This window comes from Planctomycetia bacterium (assembly GCA_015200345.1).
In the GTDB taxonomy this organism is placed as follows: Bacteria; Planctomycetota; Phycisphaerae; order UBA1845; family UTPLA1; genus PLA3.
In genome coordinates this window covers 2,350,478-2,364,592 of record CP054187.1, presented here as the reverse complement: position 1 = coordinate 2,364,592, position 14,115 = coordinate 2,350,478, and the positions used below count along the sequence as shown (strand labels likewise).

General features: G+C 62.4%; 11 protein-coding genes. All 11 read right to left on the bottom strand.

Going from position 1 to position 14,115, the window contains the following annotated elements; all coding sequences use genetic code 11:
* Window positions 1-133: 133 nt before the first annotated feature.
* The 11 genes from guaA to HRU71_09590 all read right to left on the bottom strand — a co-directional run bounded on the left by guaA (window position 134) and on the right by HRU71_09590 (window position 14,115).
* On the bottom strand, window positions 134-1,690 hold the full coding sequence (guaA, locus tag HRU71_09640) for a glutamine-hydrolyzing GMP synthase (GenBank protein QOJ04977.1): 1,557 nt from the start codon (window positions 1,688-1,690) through the stop codon (window positions 134-136).
* A 57-nt stretch (window positions 1,691-1,747) separates the two neighbouring features.
* Window positions 1,748-1,987: a type II toxin-antitoxin system HicA family toxin gene (locus tag HRU71_09635; GenBank protein QOJ03728.1), complete on the bottom strand. Its 240-nt coding sequence runs from the start codon at window positions 1,985-1,987 to the stop codon at window positions 1,748-1,750.
* 532 nt (window positions 1,988-2,519) lie between these two features.
* Complete coding sequence (locus HRU71_09630) at window positions 2,520-2,747, bottom strand: type II toxin-antitoxin system HicB family antitoxin (GenBank protein ID QOJ03727.1); 228 nt, start codon at window positions 2,745-2,747, stop codon at window positions 2,520-2,522.
* A 101-nt stretch (window positions 2,748-2,848) separates the two neighbouring features.
* Complete coding sequence (locus HRU71_09625; protein QOJ03726.1) at window positions 2,849-4,351, bottom strand: asparagine--tRNA ligase; 1,503 nt, start codon at window positions 4,349-4,351, stop codon at window positions 2,849-2,851.
* A gap of 389 nt (window positions 4,352-4,740) precedes the next feature.
* On the bottom strand, window positions 4,741-6,093 hold the full coding sequence (locus HRU71_09620; GenBank protein QOJ04976.1) for an amidohydrolase: 1,353 nt from the start codon (window positions 6,091-6,093) through the stop codon (window positions 4,741-4,743).
* 104 nt (window positions 6,094-6,197) lie between these two features.
* Window positions 6,198-7,682, bottom strand: a complete 1,485-nt coding sequence (locus tag HRU71_09615; GenBank protein QOJ03725.1) for an N-6 DNA methylase — start codon at window positions 7,680-7,682, stop codon at window positions 6,198-6,200.
* A gap of 134 nt (window positions 7,683-7,816) precedes the next feature.
* Window positions 7,817-9,235, bottom strand: a complete 1,419-nt coding sequence (locus HRU71_09610; protein QOJ03724.1) for a PQQ-dependent sugar dehydrogenase — start codon at window positions 9,233-9,235, stop codon at window positions 7,817-7,819.
* Window positions 9,236-9,559: 324 nt separating this feature from the next.
* Window positions 9,560-10,999 (bottom strand): flagellin, encoded by a 1,440-nt coding sequence (locus HRU71_09605; GenBank protein QOJ03723.1) that lies wholly within the window; start codon window positions 10,997-10,999, stop codon window positions 9,560-9,562.
* 155 nt (window positions 11,000-11,154) lie between these two features.
* A complete protein-coding gene (gene csrA / locus HRU71_09600; protein QOJ03722.1) occupies window positions 11,155-11,433 on the bottom strand; it encodes a carbon storage regulator CsrA in 279 nt (92 codons plus the stop codon).
* Between the two features lie 186 nt (window positions 11,434-11,619).
* Window positions 11,620-12,069, bottom strand: coding sequence for a flagellar assembly protein FliW (locus HRU71_09595; GenBank protein QOJ03721.1), 450 nt, complete (start codon window positions 12,067-12,069; stop codon window positions 11,620-11,622).
* Between the two features lie 111 nt (window positions 12,070-12,180).
* Entirely contained in the window at window positions 12,181-14,115 is a 1,935-nt protein-coding gene (locus HRU71_09590) for a hypothetical protein (GenBank protein ID QOJ03720.1), read from the bottom strand.

Genomic DNA, 14,115 nt, shown 5'->3' with positions numbered 1-14,115 from the left:
GGTCCGAGAACAAAATTGCTGCGAGCAAACCGTCGATACACCGCAGCAGGCTCACTCACTAACAGGCGGGCGAGTCACCCGCACCACCCGATGCGGTTTTTGACTTTTCGACTTTAAGCCGTTCTGACGGTTCCTATTCCCACTCGATTGTCGCCGGCGGTTTGCTGGTGATGTCGTACACCACGCGATTCACGCCCGCGACCTCATTCGTGATGCGCGTCGAAATTTGCGCCAGCACGCCCGGTTCGATCGGTACCCAGTCGGCGGTCATGAAATCGCGCGACTCGACGAACCGCACGACGATGACATTCTGCCCGGCGTAACTGCGCCCGTCGCCCATGACGCCGACGCTCGAAACCGGCAGCAGCACGCCGAAGGCCTGCGCGATCTTGCGATACCAGCCCGACGCGGTGATCTCCTCGATGATGATGCGGTCGGCGGCGCGCAGCAGCTCGCACCGTTCGTGCGTGACATCGCCGATGATGCGCACCGCCAGACCCGGCCCGGGGAACGGATGCCGCCAGACAAGTTCCTCCGGCAGGCCGAGAATTTCGCCGATGATGCGCACTTCGTCCTTGAACAGATCGCGCAACGGCTCGACCAATTTGAAGCCCAGCTCCGCCGGAAGCCCGCCGACGTTGTGATGCAGCTTGATGTTCGCCGCCGGTCCCGCGGCCGAATGGCCCGATTCGATCACGTCAGGATAAAGCGTGCCCTGCGCGAGGTAGTGCGCGCCGGGGATGCGCGTCGCCTCGGATTTGAACACCTCAATAAACTCGTGGCCGATGCGGCGGCGCTTCTCCTGCGGATCGGTCACGCCGGCAAGACGATTGAGAAATCGCTCGGCCGCATCGACCACATGCAGGTCCATGTGAAAATGGCCTTCAAACACCGCTTCGACGCGCTGCCGCTCGTTGGCGCGTAAGAGACCATTGTCAACAAAAATGCACGTGAGGCGGTCAGGAATCGCGCGATGGATCAGCGCCGCCGTGACCGCCGAATCGACGCCGCCGGACAGCCCGACAATGACGCTCGCGCCGGGTTCGACGGTGCGACGGACGGCCTCAACGGACTGATCGATGATTGAGCCGGGATTCCAGGTGCCGGCCGCGCCGCAGATTTCGTAGAGGAAGTTTCGCAGGATCTGGCCGCCTTCGGGCGTGTGCGACACCTCGGGGTGGAATTGCACGCCGTACAGCGGGCGGGACTTGTGACGAACGACCGCGTGGGGGCACGAGGGCGTGCGGGCGAGCGTGACAAAATCGCCGCCGAAATCGGTCACCACGTCGCCGTGCGACATCCAGACGGTCGTCGATTCCGGTACGTGGGCCAAGATCGGATCGGGCCGGGTGATCTCCAGTTTCGCTCGGCCGTATTCGCGCAGCGCCGCCGCTTCGACGCGCCCGCCGAGCTGATGCGCCGCCGCCTGCATGCCATAGCAGATGCCGAGGATCGGCAAGCCGAGTTCAAACAACCCAGCGTGCGGCTGGGGGGCATTCTTCTCGTACGCGCTCGCCGGCCCGCCGCTCAAGATGACGCCGATGACGTTGTGCTTGCACAGCTCTTCCGGCGACGCGCCGGGCGCGAAGATCAGCGAATGCACCTGATTCTCCCGCACCCGCCGCGCGATGAGTTGCAGATACTGCGAGCCGAAATCGAGAATGGCGATGGTCTGGTGGGTCATGGCGATATTATATAAGATGTCGCGAGATTCCACTTACAAGGAATTGGCACGGGTACCGGCCGATCAACTTTCGTTGTAGGCCTTGAGAAATTGCTCGCGAGAGATTCCGGCCTGATTGCAAATCGTTCGAAGCGTTGATCCTTTGAGTGTCGCATGGTTTGGAATTGTCATCGGAGTCGTAGTGCCGTCGTCATTTGTACGCTGCAAGGCAATATGTTCGCGCTCACGAACCACAACAAATCCGAGTTTCGCAAATGCTTTAAGAACGCGTCGCTTTGGGGCATCAATCGGAAACTTTGGCATCCATTCCGCTCCATGACTACCTACCGGCCGACTTTACCCTAATTTCTTCAAGGAGGCCGTCGAGGCGAACTTCTAATTCTTCTTAGTCCGTTCCCGCCGTCGTCACAAGCTTCCGCCGCCCTAGGGCTTGAAGGCAAGTTCGAAATTTGTCATCGCTAAGGCCCGCAGTAAACGCCAAGTAATCAAGACTCGGTAGGCGCGTCAAGTTTGGCCGCTTGTAGCCCACGATCGCAAGCACTGCGGCCAGATGATCTAGGCCATCCTTTGCTAAAAAATTGAGCTTAAGCATCGCAAGAGCTTCTTAGGGAAAGGAACAAACCCCTCATTGAGAACATCGTAAGACCACTTTTCAGTGACCACCCCCGGCAATTCGTTCTTTGTCAATATTGTCCGAACAAAGCCTGCCATGAACTCCTCCAAATGGTGAACGTACTGACCTTCGCTGGCCGTAACCAACTCGGCACTAAGGTCTAAATAGCCTATTCACTAAATAGTCTATATACTATATAGAGGAAACTGTCAAGCAGAAAAATCATCGCGTGACTGCGGTTTCAGCAATGAATGCTTCAATGGGTTCGCTTTCACCAAACGCGTCCGCGCCGAAGGTGTCGACGTGAAACTGAATTGCAGACCTGATTTCACGAACCGCATCGTCAAACGTGTCCCCCTGGGCGACGATAACCCCTTTCATGCCAAGTGGATACGCAACATATCCGTCGGCGTGCTTTTCAACAACTATCTTAATTGGACCGTTATTCATGGGCCTGTTGTTCCTTCTCAACAACTGGATTGTATCTCCCACTGCCCGGTTTCTCAAATCCAGTATCGGGCCCCAGGCATCGTTCTTCAATCATTAACGCCTCACGGATAAAACCGACCCATCATCCGCGGGAACGGGATCGTCTCCCGAATGTGCTTCAATCCGCACAGCCAGGCCAGCGTCCGCTCGACGCCCAGGCCGAAGCCGCCATGAGGGACGGTGCCGTACCGCCGCAGGTCGAGGTACCACTCGTAGTCGGCCGGGTTCAGGCCGTCTTCGTGGATGCGATGCAGCAGCACGTCCAGACTGTCCTCGCGCTGGCTGCCGCCGATGATCTCGCCGTAGCCGTCGGGCGCGAGCAGATCCACGTTGTTCACCCGCGTCGGATCGTCGGCGTTCTGTTTCATGTAAAACGCCTTGCAGCCCTTGGGGTAATGCGTCACGAACACCGGCCGATCGTGCAGCCGCGAGATGATCGTCTCGTCGCTGCCGCCCAGGTCGCCGTTCTCATCAAATCCCTCGGCAAGCTGAATGTGATGCGGAATGTTCTTCACTTCCACTTCCAGATCGTCCAGCTCCTCCTTCAATTCCGCCATCTCGGCCACCAGCTTGTCCCGCTCCCACTGCTTCACACCGGCCGCCTTCTCGCGCGACTCCATTTCGGCCAACAGTCGCCCGATCTCCTCGATCCGCGCGGTCTTCACTTTCAGATCATTCTCCAGCAGCGCCCGGCCCCGGCCGCCGCGCAGAATCTCCGCAGCCGCCTTGTGCGTCAGTCGATAAAAGGGCTTTTGCACTTTTTCCAGCGAAGCCAGATCGCGCCCAAGGAACTCCAGATCAGCCCGATGATCGCGCAACACCCGCTGCACGATGCTGCAAATGAAGTCCTCCGCCACGGCGATCACATCATCCAGTTCGGCGTAGGCGATCTCCGGCTCGACCATCCAGAACTCGGTGAGATGCCGCCGGGTCTTGCTCTTCTCCGCCCGAAACGTCGGCCCGAAACAATAAACCTTTCCAAACGCCATGCACGCCGCCTCGACGTACAACTGTCCCGTCTGCGCCAGATAGACCGGCTCGCCGAAGTAATCGACCGTGAACAGCGTCTGCGCGCCCTCGCCGGCGGCCGGCGCGAAGATCGGCGTGTCGATCAGCGTGAACCCGTTGCGATTGAAGTAGCCGCGAATCTCATCGACCAGCGTCGCGCGAATACGAAGGATGTGCCACTGCCGCCGACTGCGAAAATGCAGGTGGCGGTTCTTCATGAGGAACTCGATGCCGTGCGGCTTGGGCGTGATCGGGTAATCGACCGCCTCGCCCACAATTTCCAGCGCGGTCACGTCCAACTCGTGCCCGCCAATCTGCTTCTCGTTCGCGCGCACAACGCCGGTCACGCGCAGCGACGACTCCTGCGACACGTGTCGCGCCTTCTCAAAGAAGCCTTCGGTTTGCGGCGACTTCGCCACGACGCACTGGCAGAGGCCCGTCCCGTCGCGCACGACGAGAAACGCGATCTTGCCCGAGTCGCGCTTGTTGTAAAGCCAACCCTGAAGCGTGACGGTCCGGCCGACGTGCTGGTGAAGGTCTTTGATGGCGGCGATCATAATGATGCTCTCGATTGATCGAGGTCTGCGGGTTCTCGAATGCCCGCATTCTATGGGTTTTGCGGTGGACGTTGAAGCGATGCGATTCACCGCGGCGTGCACCGCTCCAGGGGCGCGCCCACGTGTTGCCAGGGGCGCAGCGAGCAACGCGTGCAAGCCCCTGTCGATCGGTGATTCTTGATTTCTTTTTCACCGACCGGAGGACGGACGGAAAATCAGAGGATTCTCGCGTCGAACCAATCCGCGCTCGTCCTTCGGTGAGAGTGTCCAACAGGGGGAATCCATCCGGCGGCGGAAGCCGCCGACAACGCTCGCGCCGTGCGGGGAGGATCCCCTGCCGATCAACCGAGCCGATCACCCTTCTCGGCAACCGGTCCGCACAGCGGACCCTACTTTTCGCTCTTGCTCATCAGGCTCATCGCCAGCGAGGTCATCGCGCGCACGCCAGTTCGCAGCGTTGGCTCGGGGACCGGCGCGAACTTCGCCGAATGCACGCTCGGCAGCGGATCGGCACCGGGTTTCTGCGAGGCAATGTATCGCGCCTCGTCCACCGTGCCGATGTTGAACATGAAGCCCGGCGCGCCCGACCGCGCGGCAAATTGCCCGAAATCCTCCCCGCCCATGCTCGCCGGCCGCTCCAGGACGAGGTCGTCTCCGAACACAGCGCGAAACACCTCGACCGACGCGGCCGTCAGCGTCGGATCGTTGTAGCTCGCCGGCGTATGATCCTGCTCCAGCACCGTCACCGTCGGCGGCTTCGGGCAGCCCGCCGAATTACAGACATCCGTCGCGATCTGACGAATCGAATCGAGTAACAGTTTCCTCGCCTCGGGCTTGTACGACCGCACCGTCAGTTGCAGCGTCGCGTCATCGGGAATGACGTTGTGCTTGCTCCCCGCGTGAAACGAGCCGACGGTGATGACGCCCGGCTCCTGCGGATTCATGCGGCGGCTCACGATCGTCTGCAACGCCAGCACAACCTGTGCCCCGGTCACAATCGGATCGACCGCCTGATGCGGATAGGCCCCGTGGCCCCCGCGCCCGTGAATGGTGATGTCCACTGAATCGACGTTGGCATAGACCCAGCCGGACGTGTAACCGATGGTGCCGGCGGGAATCTCATGCGAGACATGCAGGGCGATGCACGCGTCGGGCTTGCCGAATTTCTCAAACAGACCCGCTTCGATCATCATCCCCGCGCCGCGGCCGATCTCCTCGGCCGGCTGCGCCACAAACACCGCACGACCGCGCCAATGCTCTTTCATCTCCGCGAGCATCTGCGCCGTCGCAACGAGAACGGTCTGATGCACGTCATGGCCGCAGGCGTGCATGACGCCGACATGCGAGCCGTCACCAAGCTCGACCTTTACTTTGCTCGCATACGGCACACCGGTGTCTTCGATGATCGGCAGAGCGTCCATGTCGCCGCGGATGAGAACCGTCGGGCCTTTGCCATTTTCGAGCACACCAACGACGCCGTGGCCGCCGAAGTTCTCGGTCACGGCGAGGCCGGCCTTCCTGAACGAAGCGGCGATCCGAGCGGCGGATTCCTTTTCCTGAAGCGATAGCTCGGGATGAGCGTGGCATGTTTTGTAGAAAGCAAGCCAGGCCGGCAGGGCGGCGTCCACGCGCCGGTCGATTTCGTTCAGCACAGCCTTGTCCGCCGGAATCGCTTCAATTCCCGCGCGTTCCCCCGCGCCGACCGACCGCGCAATCGCGCCGAGGATGAGCAAACCCAGCATGCCGCGTGTTAGAGAAATCGATCGCATGGACCTTGCCTTTCGCTCGTCACAATTCAACATGATGCCGACCTTGCGAGCCGGCGACAAACCCACAGACGATCCCGCTATTTCGTGCCCATGAGACCGTTCGGAATCTCCACTGCCTCCACGTCGCGCGGTTCGAGCTTGTACAGCCCGCCGCCATACACACGACGGTGCAGCGCGATCGCGCGCTGGCCGGCTGCGCTGCACAGGTACTTAAACAATTGCTTCGCCTTCCGGCGGTCGGCTCCATCGCCATCGCTCGCTCGCGGATAGATGCCGTGATACGCGGTGAGATTCATCGCCCGGGCCTCATTCCAAACAACGCGAAATTCGCCGCGTGAAAACACGGCGATTAGAATCGGTGCGGGCGGGCGATTCTCCGGCATGTACCAGACCGGCCGATGGCTCGGCAAGTGGCGGCGGTCCACGCCCAGTGACCGGCCGTGCGCCAGATAGCGTTTCATCGCGGGGCAAAGCGGTCGCCGGGGATGCAGGAGAAGGATCCGTTCGTCGCGTTCCACGAGCCGGCGGAGCGCGACCGCATCAAGTTGCCGCTCGCGCAGCTGCGCCGCTTTGGTAATACACGGTCGCAAATCGGCAAGGCTGATTTTCCATTTGCACCGTTCGGACTCGCGCAGCGCGAAAAACGTGTTCGCCCCGGTGGCGATGCCGCGCGAGCACGTCGCCACGTCACCGAGTCTCATGGCTGCACCGGTTGCAGCATGCGCGTCGCGAGTTCGCGCGGAACGCCCCGCTGGCGTTGCCGCGCGCGCGGCGTCAAACAACGGCGACCACTTCCGCGTCGGGTCCAGATCATCGCGCCGCACGCATCGAGCGCCGCGCAAGTTCACCGCCGGAAGATCATCCAGCGTCTTGATGTTCATCAGCCTGATTGAATCACCCTCGCGCCGCCCGCGGCGCAGCAGCACGATCTCCGCCGTCGTCAGCGCACCATGGAAGACGAGCAACGACGGATCAAATTGAATCATCGCGTCGATTAAATTGCGCTCCAGCAGAAAAGCCTTTAGAGTCACGCCAAACTCCGCATTGAGCCATTCCGCAGGCGTGATGATCGCCGCGCGGCCACCCGGCGCGAGCAACGACGCGATCCGCACAAGAAACAAGCCATACAGATTCGTCGCACGCGACAGCCGCCGGCCCGCCAGCGCGTCAATCCGCCGCAGCACCGATTCGCCGTACTCCAACTCGTGATGCCGAACATAGGGCGGATTCGCGATGATGGCGTCGTAGTGCGTCGCAATGTCGGCAAGCAGAAAATCCTCCCATCGAATGGTCAACAAACGGCAATCGTGGCCGGATTGCGAACGAGCAACGGTTCGATCCACCTCAAACGAGTCGATGCGCGGCGACCATCGGCTGCGTCGCGCGAGCGCCTCGACCGCGTCGACGAAGACGCCTTCGCCCAGCGCAGGATCGAGAACGCGCTCGGGACGACGCGCGCAGACCCATCGCGCCATGAAGTCGGCGACGAGCCGCGGCGTGAAGACTTGCCCCAGCGCGCGGCGGCGCTGGCGGGCACTGAGTGAGGGAACCAGGCGCGGCATGGCGGGAGTATACAAAAAACGACCCGCGGGGTTAAGCCGCGGGTCGCGCAGGTTACGGTGAATCACAAGCCAGATGCCTGTGCCGCAGATGAATTCTCATTGCGGCGCTGCGTTGAAGCGACGGGAGCCCCGGCTTACGGCACGAGCGTCTTCACGAAGCGCACGACATCGTGCCCGTTCACTTCGCAATCGCCGTTCATGTTCGCGCGAATGAACGGATCCAACCCGGGGAAAGCCAGCGCGTAGGCCACGGGGTCAACGCAGGCCAGCGCGAACGAATCGGCGTCATTTAGGTTGACGACGTTGTCACCGTTCGTGTCGCCGACGCCGCGCGGAATGATCTTGAAGACCTCCCCGCCGGACTGATCGCAAATATAAAGCTCGCCCTGGGCGTCCTCGCCAAAGGACGTGATCAGGCTGATGGCCAACCCGCCGCCGGGGGCCAGTTCAGCCGTGCGCGACGTGACCGTGCCGCCGCCGGCCGGCATCGACCAGATCTCGCCGCTGCAATAGTCGGCGAAGAAGTAAGTGCCTTGCAGACCCGGCATTCGGCAGCCGCGATAAACGTAGCCGCCGGTCACGGCGCAGCGCGAGCCGATCGTCTGATCGTAGTCATGAACGGGGGCGATCAGGCCCGCCGCCCCGCAGGTGCAGCCGTTGGTCGTGCCGACGCATTGTGACGACAAGTTGGCACAATCAAATCCTTCCATGCAATCCCAGCCGTAGTTTCGATTGGACACGCCAGCCGGATCGATGTCGATCTCCTCCTTGCGATTCTGCCCGACGTCTCCGATGTACAGGTTCCCGTTGGCGCGATCGAACCCGCACCGCCACGGATTGCGAAGTCCGTAATTCCAGATTTCGCCGAGTCCGCCGCCGCCCACATACGGATTGGTGGGTGGAATGGTATACCCGGTCGCCCCGGAGACATCCAAACGCAACGTCTTGCCGAAAACGACGCTCAAATTCTGTGCGCGTTGCGACGGATCGCACGCGCTGCCGCCGTCCCCGGTCGGAATGTACAGGTACCCATCCACCGGGCTGAAACCCATCCAACCGGCGTTGTGGTTGGTAAACGGCTGCACGTACGAAATCACCGTGTTCGGGCTGCCCATCGCATCCGTGTGAACGTTGTCCAGCGGGTTCGCGTCGATTCTCCGCTGAACGATCGACGTCCCGCTGCCTCCCGATTGCGTGAAATTAAGATAGAACCGGCCGTTCGACAGATAGTTCGGGTCGAACGCCATGCCGAGCAATCCCTGCTCATTTCCCGTGGCAAGGCCGCTTATGACCAGGAACGGCGTGCCCAGCAGCGTAGGCGGATTGGTCGTGAGATCCATCACAAGGATGCGCGCCTGCGAGGCACTGGGATTGCCGCGCTGTTCCACAATAAAGAGCCGGCTCGTGTCGCCGGGCGGCGCCGTCACAAAAATCGGATTGGTCAGACCGCTCGCCACGCGAACCGTGGTCAGTGGCTGGCCGCGCGCGGCGTCCGAAAACACCGAGATCGCCAACGCCGTCAGAATTCCCCCAAGCGCCATTCGTCGAGTCATGGATCGTCCTCTTCAGTTAAATGATCGTTTCGTCAAACTACCCATCAGGCTGGAGTACGCAGGCAGGAAGATGCGGGAAGCCGGTAACGACGCATCCCCTCCCATCCAAAGGCGGCTGCGGGGTCCGCCTTTCGAGCGCGGTCATTCAGTCGCGCTCGAGCGTTATTCTATCAGAATCCCCCTTGCGAAACAATCGGACGCGGAGGCAATCCCGCCCGCGATTCCCGCTCGAAATCGGCTTCGCAGGGCCCCAAAAAGAAGGGGGCACGGCCTGAATCATTCAGACCGTGCCCTGGCCTCGTCGATTGTGCCCTGTCGCCCGGTTTAGCGCAGCAGCGCCAGCACGTTCTGCGGCGTCTGATTGGCCACCGCCAGGATGCTTGTCCCGGCCTGCACGAGAATCTGATTTCGCGTCAGATTGCTCGTCTCTTGGGCGAAATCCAGATCGCGAATCGTGGATTCCGCCGAGGTCAGGTTCTCCAGGGTGATGCGAAGCTGGTTCACGTTGGTGTCGAGTGTGTTCTTCTCGAACGCGCCGAGCCGGCCGCGGATTATCGACACCTGTCGTATTGCTTCGGCCACGATCTCGCCCGCCTGCTTCGCGCCGCCGTTGAGCAGCGAATACGACCCGCCGCTGGCGATGTCCGACAGATACCCGACGGTCAGATTTCCGAGGTTGGTCGCCGCGGTTGATTGGACACCGATGTTCACCTGCTGATTCGTGTCGACTCCGGGGCCAAGCTGGAAGATCGCGCCGCCCCCGGTGATCGTGAAGGAGCTTGACCCGGCCGTGTTGAAGGCCTCCTGCAGCCGCAGCTCGATCGACAGGCTCGTCGTGTTCAGGAAGAGATTGAGTCCCTTGCCGAGGGTGCTGGCGCCGTTGACCGTGGCCGAAACATCGCGACCAGTGTCGCGCCGGACCGCGTTGCTGAATTCGTCCACCGTATTGAAGACGCCGCTCGTGCCGCCCAGCTCGGTGACTTGTACGAAGGCATCGCTGCCGTAAGCAATCGACTCCAGGACGATGCCGCTGGCGGCGTTCGCGTTGTTGATGAGCGACGCCCGCACGCCGGTGGCATCGCTGACGAGATTGATCGCCGCGCCGATGGCGCTGGCCGCCGTCCCGGCGATGAACGAAAGGGACGTGACCCCGTTCGGACCCGCCAGTTCGATCGTGACATCCGACGTCACGGCGCTGGTCTGGAATTGCAGCGCCGCATGCTGCGCCGATTGGATGACGTTGACCGTCACGGGGATGTAGCTGGCGGTGCCGAACGAGACGCTGTTAATACGCAGGTCGGTCAGCTCGGCGTTGTTGACGCCGCTGGTGACATACCCCAGCGCGCCGTTGAGCAACTTTCGCCCGCCGAAGGTCGTCGTGTTGGCGATGCGCGTGATCGACTCGATGGCCGAGTCGATCTGAAGCTGGTTGGCACGGATTTCATCGTCCGAGACGGCGCCGACGTTGGCCGCTTCGACAATCTTGGCCTGGATGTCGTTCAGCAGGGCGGCCACCTCGTTCAACGCCCCTTCGGTCGTGGCGATCACGTTCGCGGCCCGCTGCGAGTTGGCGACAGCCTGGCGCACGCTCTCGATTTCCGACCGCAGGTTCTGGGAGATGATCAAGCCTGCCGGGTCGTCGGCGCCGCGGTTGATGCGCAGGCCGCTGGAGAGCCGCTCCAGCGACGTGAGCAACCGGTCGTTGGAGCGCGTCAGCTCGCGCGCCGCGGTGATCGAGGCCGTGTTCGTGTTAATGCGTGACATATCACAATCCTCCGTGATTGTCGCTGGCGTCGCGGCGTCATGCCGCCGTCAAAGTCCAGTCCAAGTCGCTGTCGCTCGCCCGCACCGTGCAGGTCCGCGTTTGTCTCGCGGGCTGACTCCTTCAGCCACCCGCCACGCGCTCCCTTCGCCCCGCTTCAACCCCGACGCGGTCCACGCGGCGGCCTTGGCCCATCGCCCGGCGGTGGGTTGCCGCCCGGGCGCGTCGCGTCCGGAGGCAAGTCCTCGGGCTTGATGTTGGCCGCGGCGCGGTTCTCCCGCTGGATCGCGTCGTACACTTCCTTCCGGTGCACAGCGACGTGCGACGGGGCCGTGATCCCCAGGCGCACCTTGTCTCCTCTGATATCGACAATAGTAATCTCGATATCGTCGCCGATCATGATTGTTTCATCGCGCTGTCGCGAAAGTACCAGCATGCCAGGCTCCTTCCTGGTTGCGAAGCCGTCGGCTCCGCAATTTCCGCCCGCACACGGCAAACCCTGCCGCCGCACTCACGCGGGCTTTCAACTTCCGAGGCCGCACGTCGCGCCTCCGGATCGGGCGAATTCACCTCACCCAATCCTAGGCATCACGCGGTCTCGACGCCTGCCAACCTCCCTGTTTCAGGCCGTCCGGGCCATGACGCCGCGCTGCGGCAGCTTCATCAATTCATGGCGCGTCGTATACTTCTTCTCCGACAGCACCAGCTGCTTGCCCACGCGCGTCGCCACGTTGATCAACAGCGGACCCTGAAGATTCGCCGTCAACGTCTCGCCCACCTTGTTCACGATCACAAACACCTGCGAGCCGACCGTGTCCGACAAGCCGATCTGCGTCAGATCCTCCGGCTTGATCGCGATCTGGTAATCCGGAAGAAACATCCGCGGATCGCACACCACGAAGGCCAGCTCCGGCCGATGCACCGCCTGCATCCAGTAGAACGCGCTGTTCTCGCCCGTCTGAATCAGGGCGAACTCGCGATCGTCGGGAAAACCCAGGATGCCGCGCGGAAAATTCAAAAAGCGTTGATCGTCCACTTCGATTCCTCCGAACCGTGACGTTTCAATAACCATGTCCTCTGCTCCCGGCCGCCGACCCGGCGGCATGTTGCGACCGTCGCGGCGCTGCGATGCCGCCGACCGTCCCGTCCCTGAAAAACCCGTCGCCGCCTGCCATGCGTCCTCTCATTGCAGGAAGTCCAACAGCGACAGATTGGATATCCGACTGCTGCTCAACAAGCTGGCCTGAAGCGCCGTCTGCGCCTGTTGAAACCGCGTCACCGCTTCCGTGTAGTCGATGTCTTCCAGCTCGCTTAACAAAATGCGCGTCGCCGCCACCGCATCATCGGTCTGTTGCAACCGATCGCGCATCGCCTTCGACGCCGCGCCGACCTGGCCCTGCACCGTCGCCACGTCGCGCTGCAAGGCGTTGATCTGCGAACCGGCCTCGGTGATCTCCGACGAACTGTCCGCCAGCAATGCATCGCGCAACCGATACAACGCGCTGAAGATCCCCGGCTGCCTGAACGGCGCGACGTTCTCGCCCTCCAGCGCTGTCGGCGTACCGCTCTTGAGAATTCCCAACTCCGCGGCCACCGGCGACAGGTTCAATGCCTCGACCATCAGATTGTTCGGACCCGCCGGACCCGCCAGCCGAAGACCTGCTCCGCCCTGCGACGTGCTGGCCGTCACGCCCGCGCCGGCCAGCACCGACGCCGCGTTGATCGCATCAATCACGTCGCCGATCGTGTTCGCACCGGTCAGATCGACTTCAAACGACACGCCGTTGGCGTTCGTGATGCGAAGATCACTCCCGCTCACCGGGTGAATGCCGCGCTGGTTGTTCACACGGGACAGCGAAACCCCGCGGTCGATCGTCTTGATTCCCAGCGCTTCGGCGTCGGTCCCCGCGCCGTTCTCACCGATGATCAGCGGCGTGCCCGCGATCAGGTTCTCAATCTGGATCGAGCGGCCGTCCTCGGTAATCGACGCCCGCACACCTGCGCCGGCGGAGTTCAGCGCGTTCAGCACATCCTGCACGCGCGTCGCGCCGGCGAAGCTCACGTTCACCGTCTTGCTGCCGCTGGTAATCACCACGCCGTCCGGCAACGCCAGCCCGCCGGGCTGCAAGTCCGCGAGACGTGTCGTAATCGTGACCCGGCGGTTCAGGTTTCCGCCATCCAGCGGCGTGCCTGCGCCGACCGTCCCACGCAGGCCAAGATCAAACGCCGTTGTTCCGTTGCCGATGTCCGCGACGGTGATGCCGTTGCCGCCGCCGCTTGTGATGCGCAGCGCGCCGCCGTCGGCCGGGCTGACCCCCAGGCTCAACGTTGCGCCGGCGTTCACCGCCGCGTCATTGAATCGCGCGATCAGATCGTTGATCGTCTCGACGCCGGTGAAATCGACGTCGAACGTGATGTTCGGGCCGGTCTCGGTCACGCGAAGCACGCCGAGCCGAACGCCCGCATTCGCAAAGCCGCCCAGTTCGTTGATGCGTCCGGCCGGATCAAGCTGCACATCGAAGTCAACAAACCCGCCGCTTACCTCGCTGTTCAAACCGTAGATGTCCGCCAGCGGAATGCTGAACGGCAGCGCGAGGTCCTCGCCGACGAGCGTCCGCCTTCCGGCAACGTCGCCCTGGAGCGTCACGCGGCCGCTGCTCGTCGCCAGCGGCGCCAGGCGCGATTGCCGGCCTCCGAACAGGTAGTCGCCCTGATATTGACGGTTGCCGATGTTCAGCAACTGATCGATCAATCCATCCACGACGGCGACCTGCGACGCGCGTTCCTCGGTGCTTTGGAGGCTGCCGGCCTGCTCGCTGGCGATCCGCGCCGCCTGGGTCAGCAAGTCGCTCACATCCACCAGGGCCGAGTCGGCCGCCGTCAGGTAGTTGTCCGCATGGCGCAGGTTCTGAAGGATTTGATCCTGCCGCTGGAGCGACTGGTTGAGCCGGCTGATCTTCTCGGCCGCGAGCGGGTTGTCGCTGACCGAGAGCAACTGCTTGCCGCTGGCCAGACGCTGCTGGTCATACGCCAGGCGCACCGTGTTGCGCTGGAGCTGGTTCAGCATGGCCAGTGCCTGCATGTTGCTCGAGACTCGGTTGATTCCGCTCAAACCCAT

Excerpts from the sequence above, each read along its gene's own strand:
- HRU71_09635 (QOJ03728.1), bottom strand. The coding sequence starts at position 1,987 with ATGCCAAAGTTTCCGATTGATGCCCCAAAGCGACGCGTTCTTAAAGCA.
- HRU71_09625 (QOJ03726.1), bottom strand. The coding sequence starts at position 4,351 with ATGATCGCCGCCATCAAAGACCTTCACCAGCACGTCGGCCGGACCGTC.
- HRU71_09590 (QOJ03720.1), bottom strand. The coding sequence starts at position 14,115 with ATGGGTTTGAGCGGAATCAACCGAGTCTCGAGCAACATGCAGGCACTG.
- HRU71_09605 (QOJ03723.1), bottom strand. The coding sequence starts at position 10,999 with ATGTCACGCATTAACACGAACACGGCCTCGATCACCGCGGCGCGCGAG.
- csrA (QOJ03722.1), bottom strand. The coding sequence starts at position 11,433 with ATGCTGGTACTTTCGCGACAGCGCGATGAAACAATCATGATCGGCGAC.
- HRU71_09620 (QOJ04976.1), bottom strand. The coding sequence starts at position 6,093 with ATGCTGGGTTTGCTCATCCTCGGCGCGATTGCGCGGTCGGTCGGCGCG.
- HRU71_09610 (QOJ03724.1), bottom strand. The coding sequence starts at position 9,235 with ATGACTCGACGAATGGCGCTTGGGGGAATTCTGACGGCGTTGGCGATC.
- HRU71_09595 (QOJ03721.1), bottom strand. The coding sequence starts at position 12,069 with ATGGTTATTGAAACGTCACGGTTCGGAGGAATCGAAGTGGACGATCAA.
- HRU71_09630 (QOJ03727.1), bottom strand. The coding sequence starts at position 2,747 with ATGAATAACGGTCCAATTAAGATAGTTGTTGAAAAGCACGCCGACGGA.
- HRU71_09615 (QOJ03725.1), bottom strand. The coding sequence starts at position 7,682 with ATGCCGCGCCTGGTTCCCTCACTCAGTGCCCGCCAGCGCCGCCGCGCG.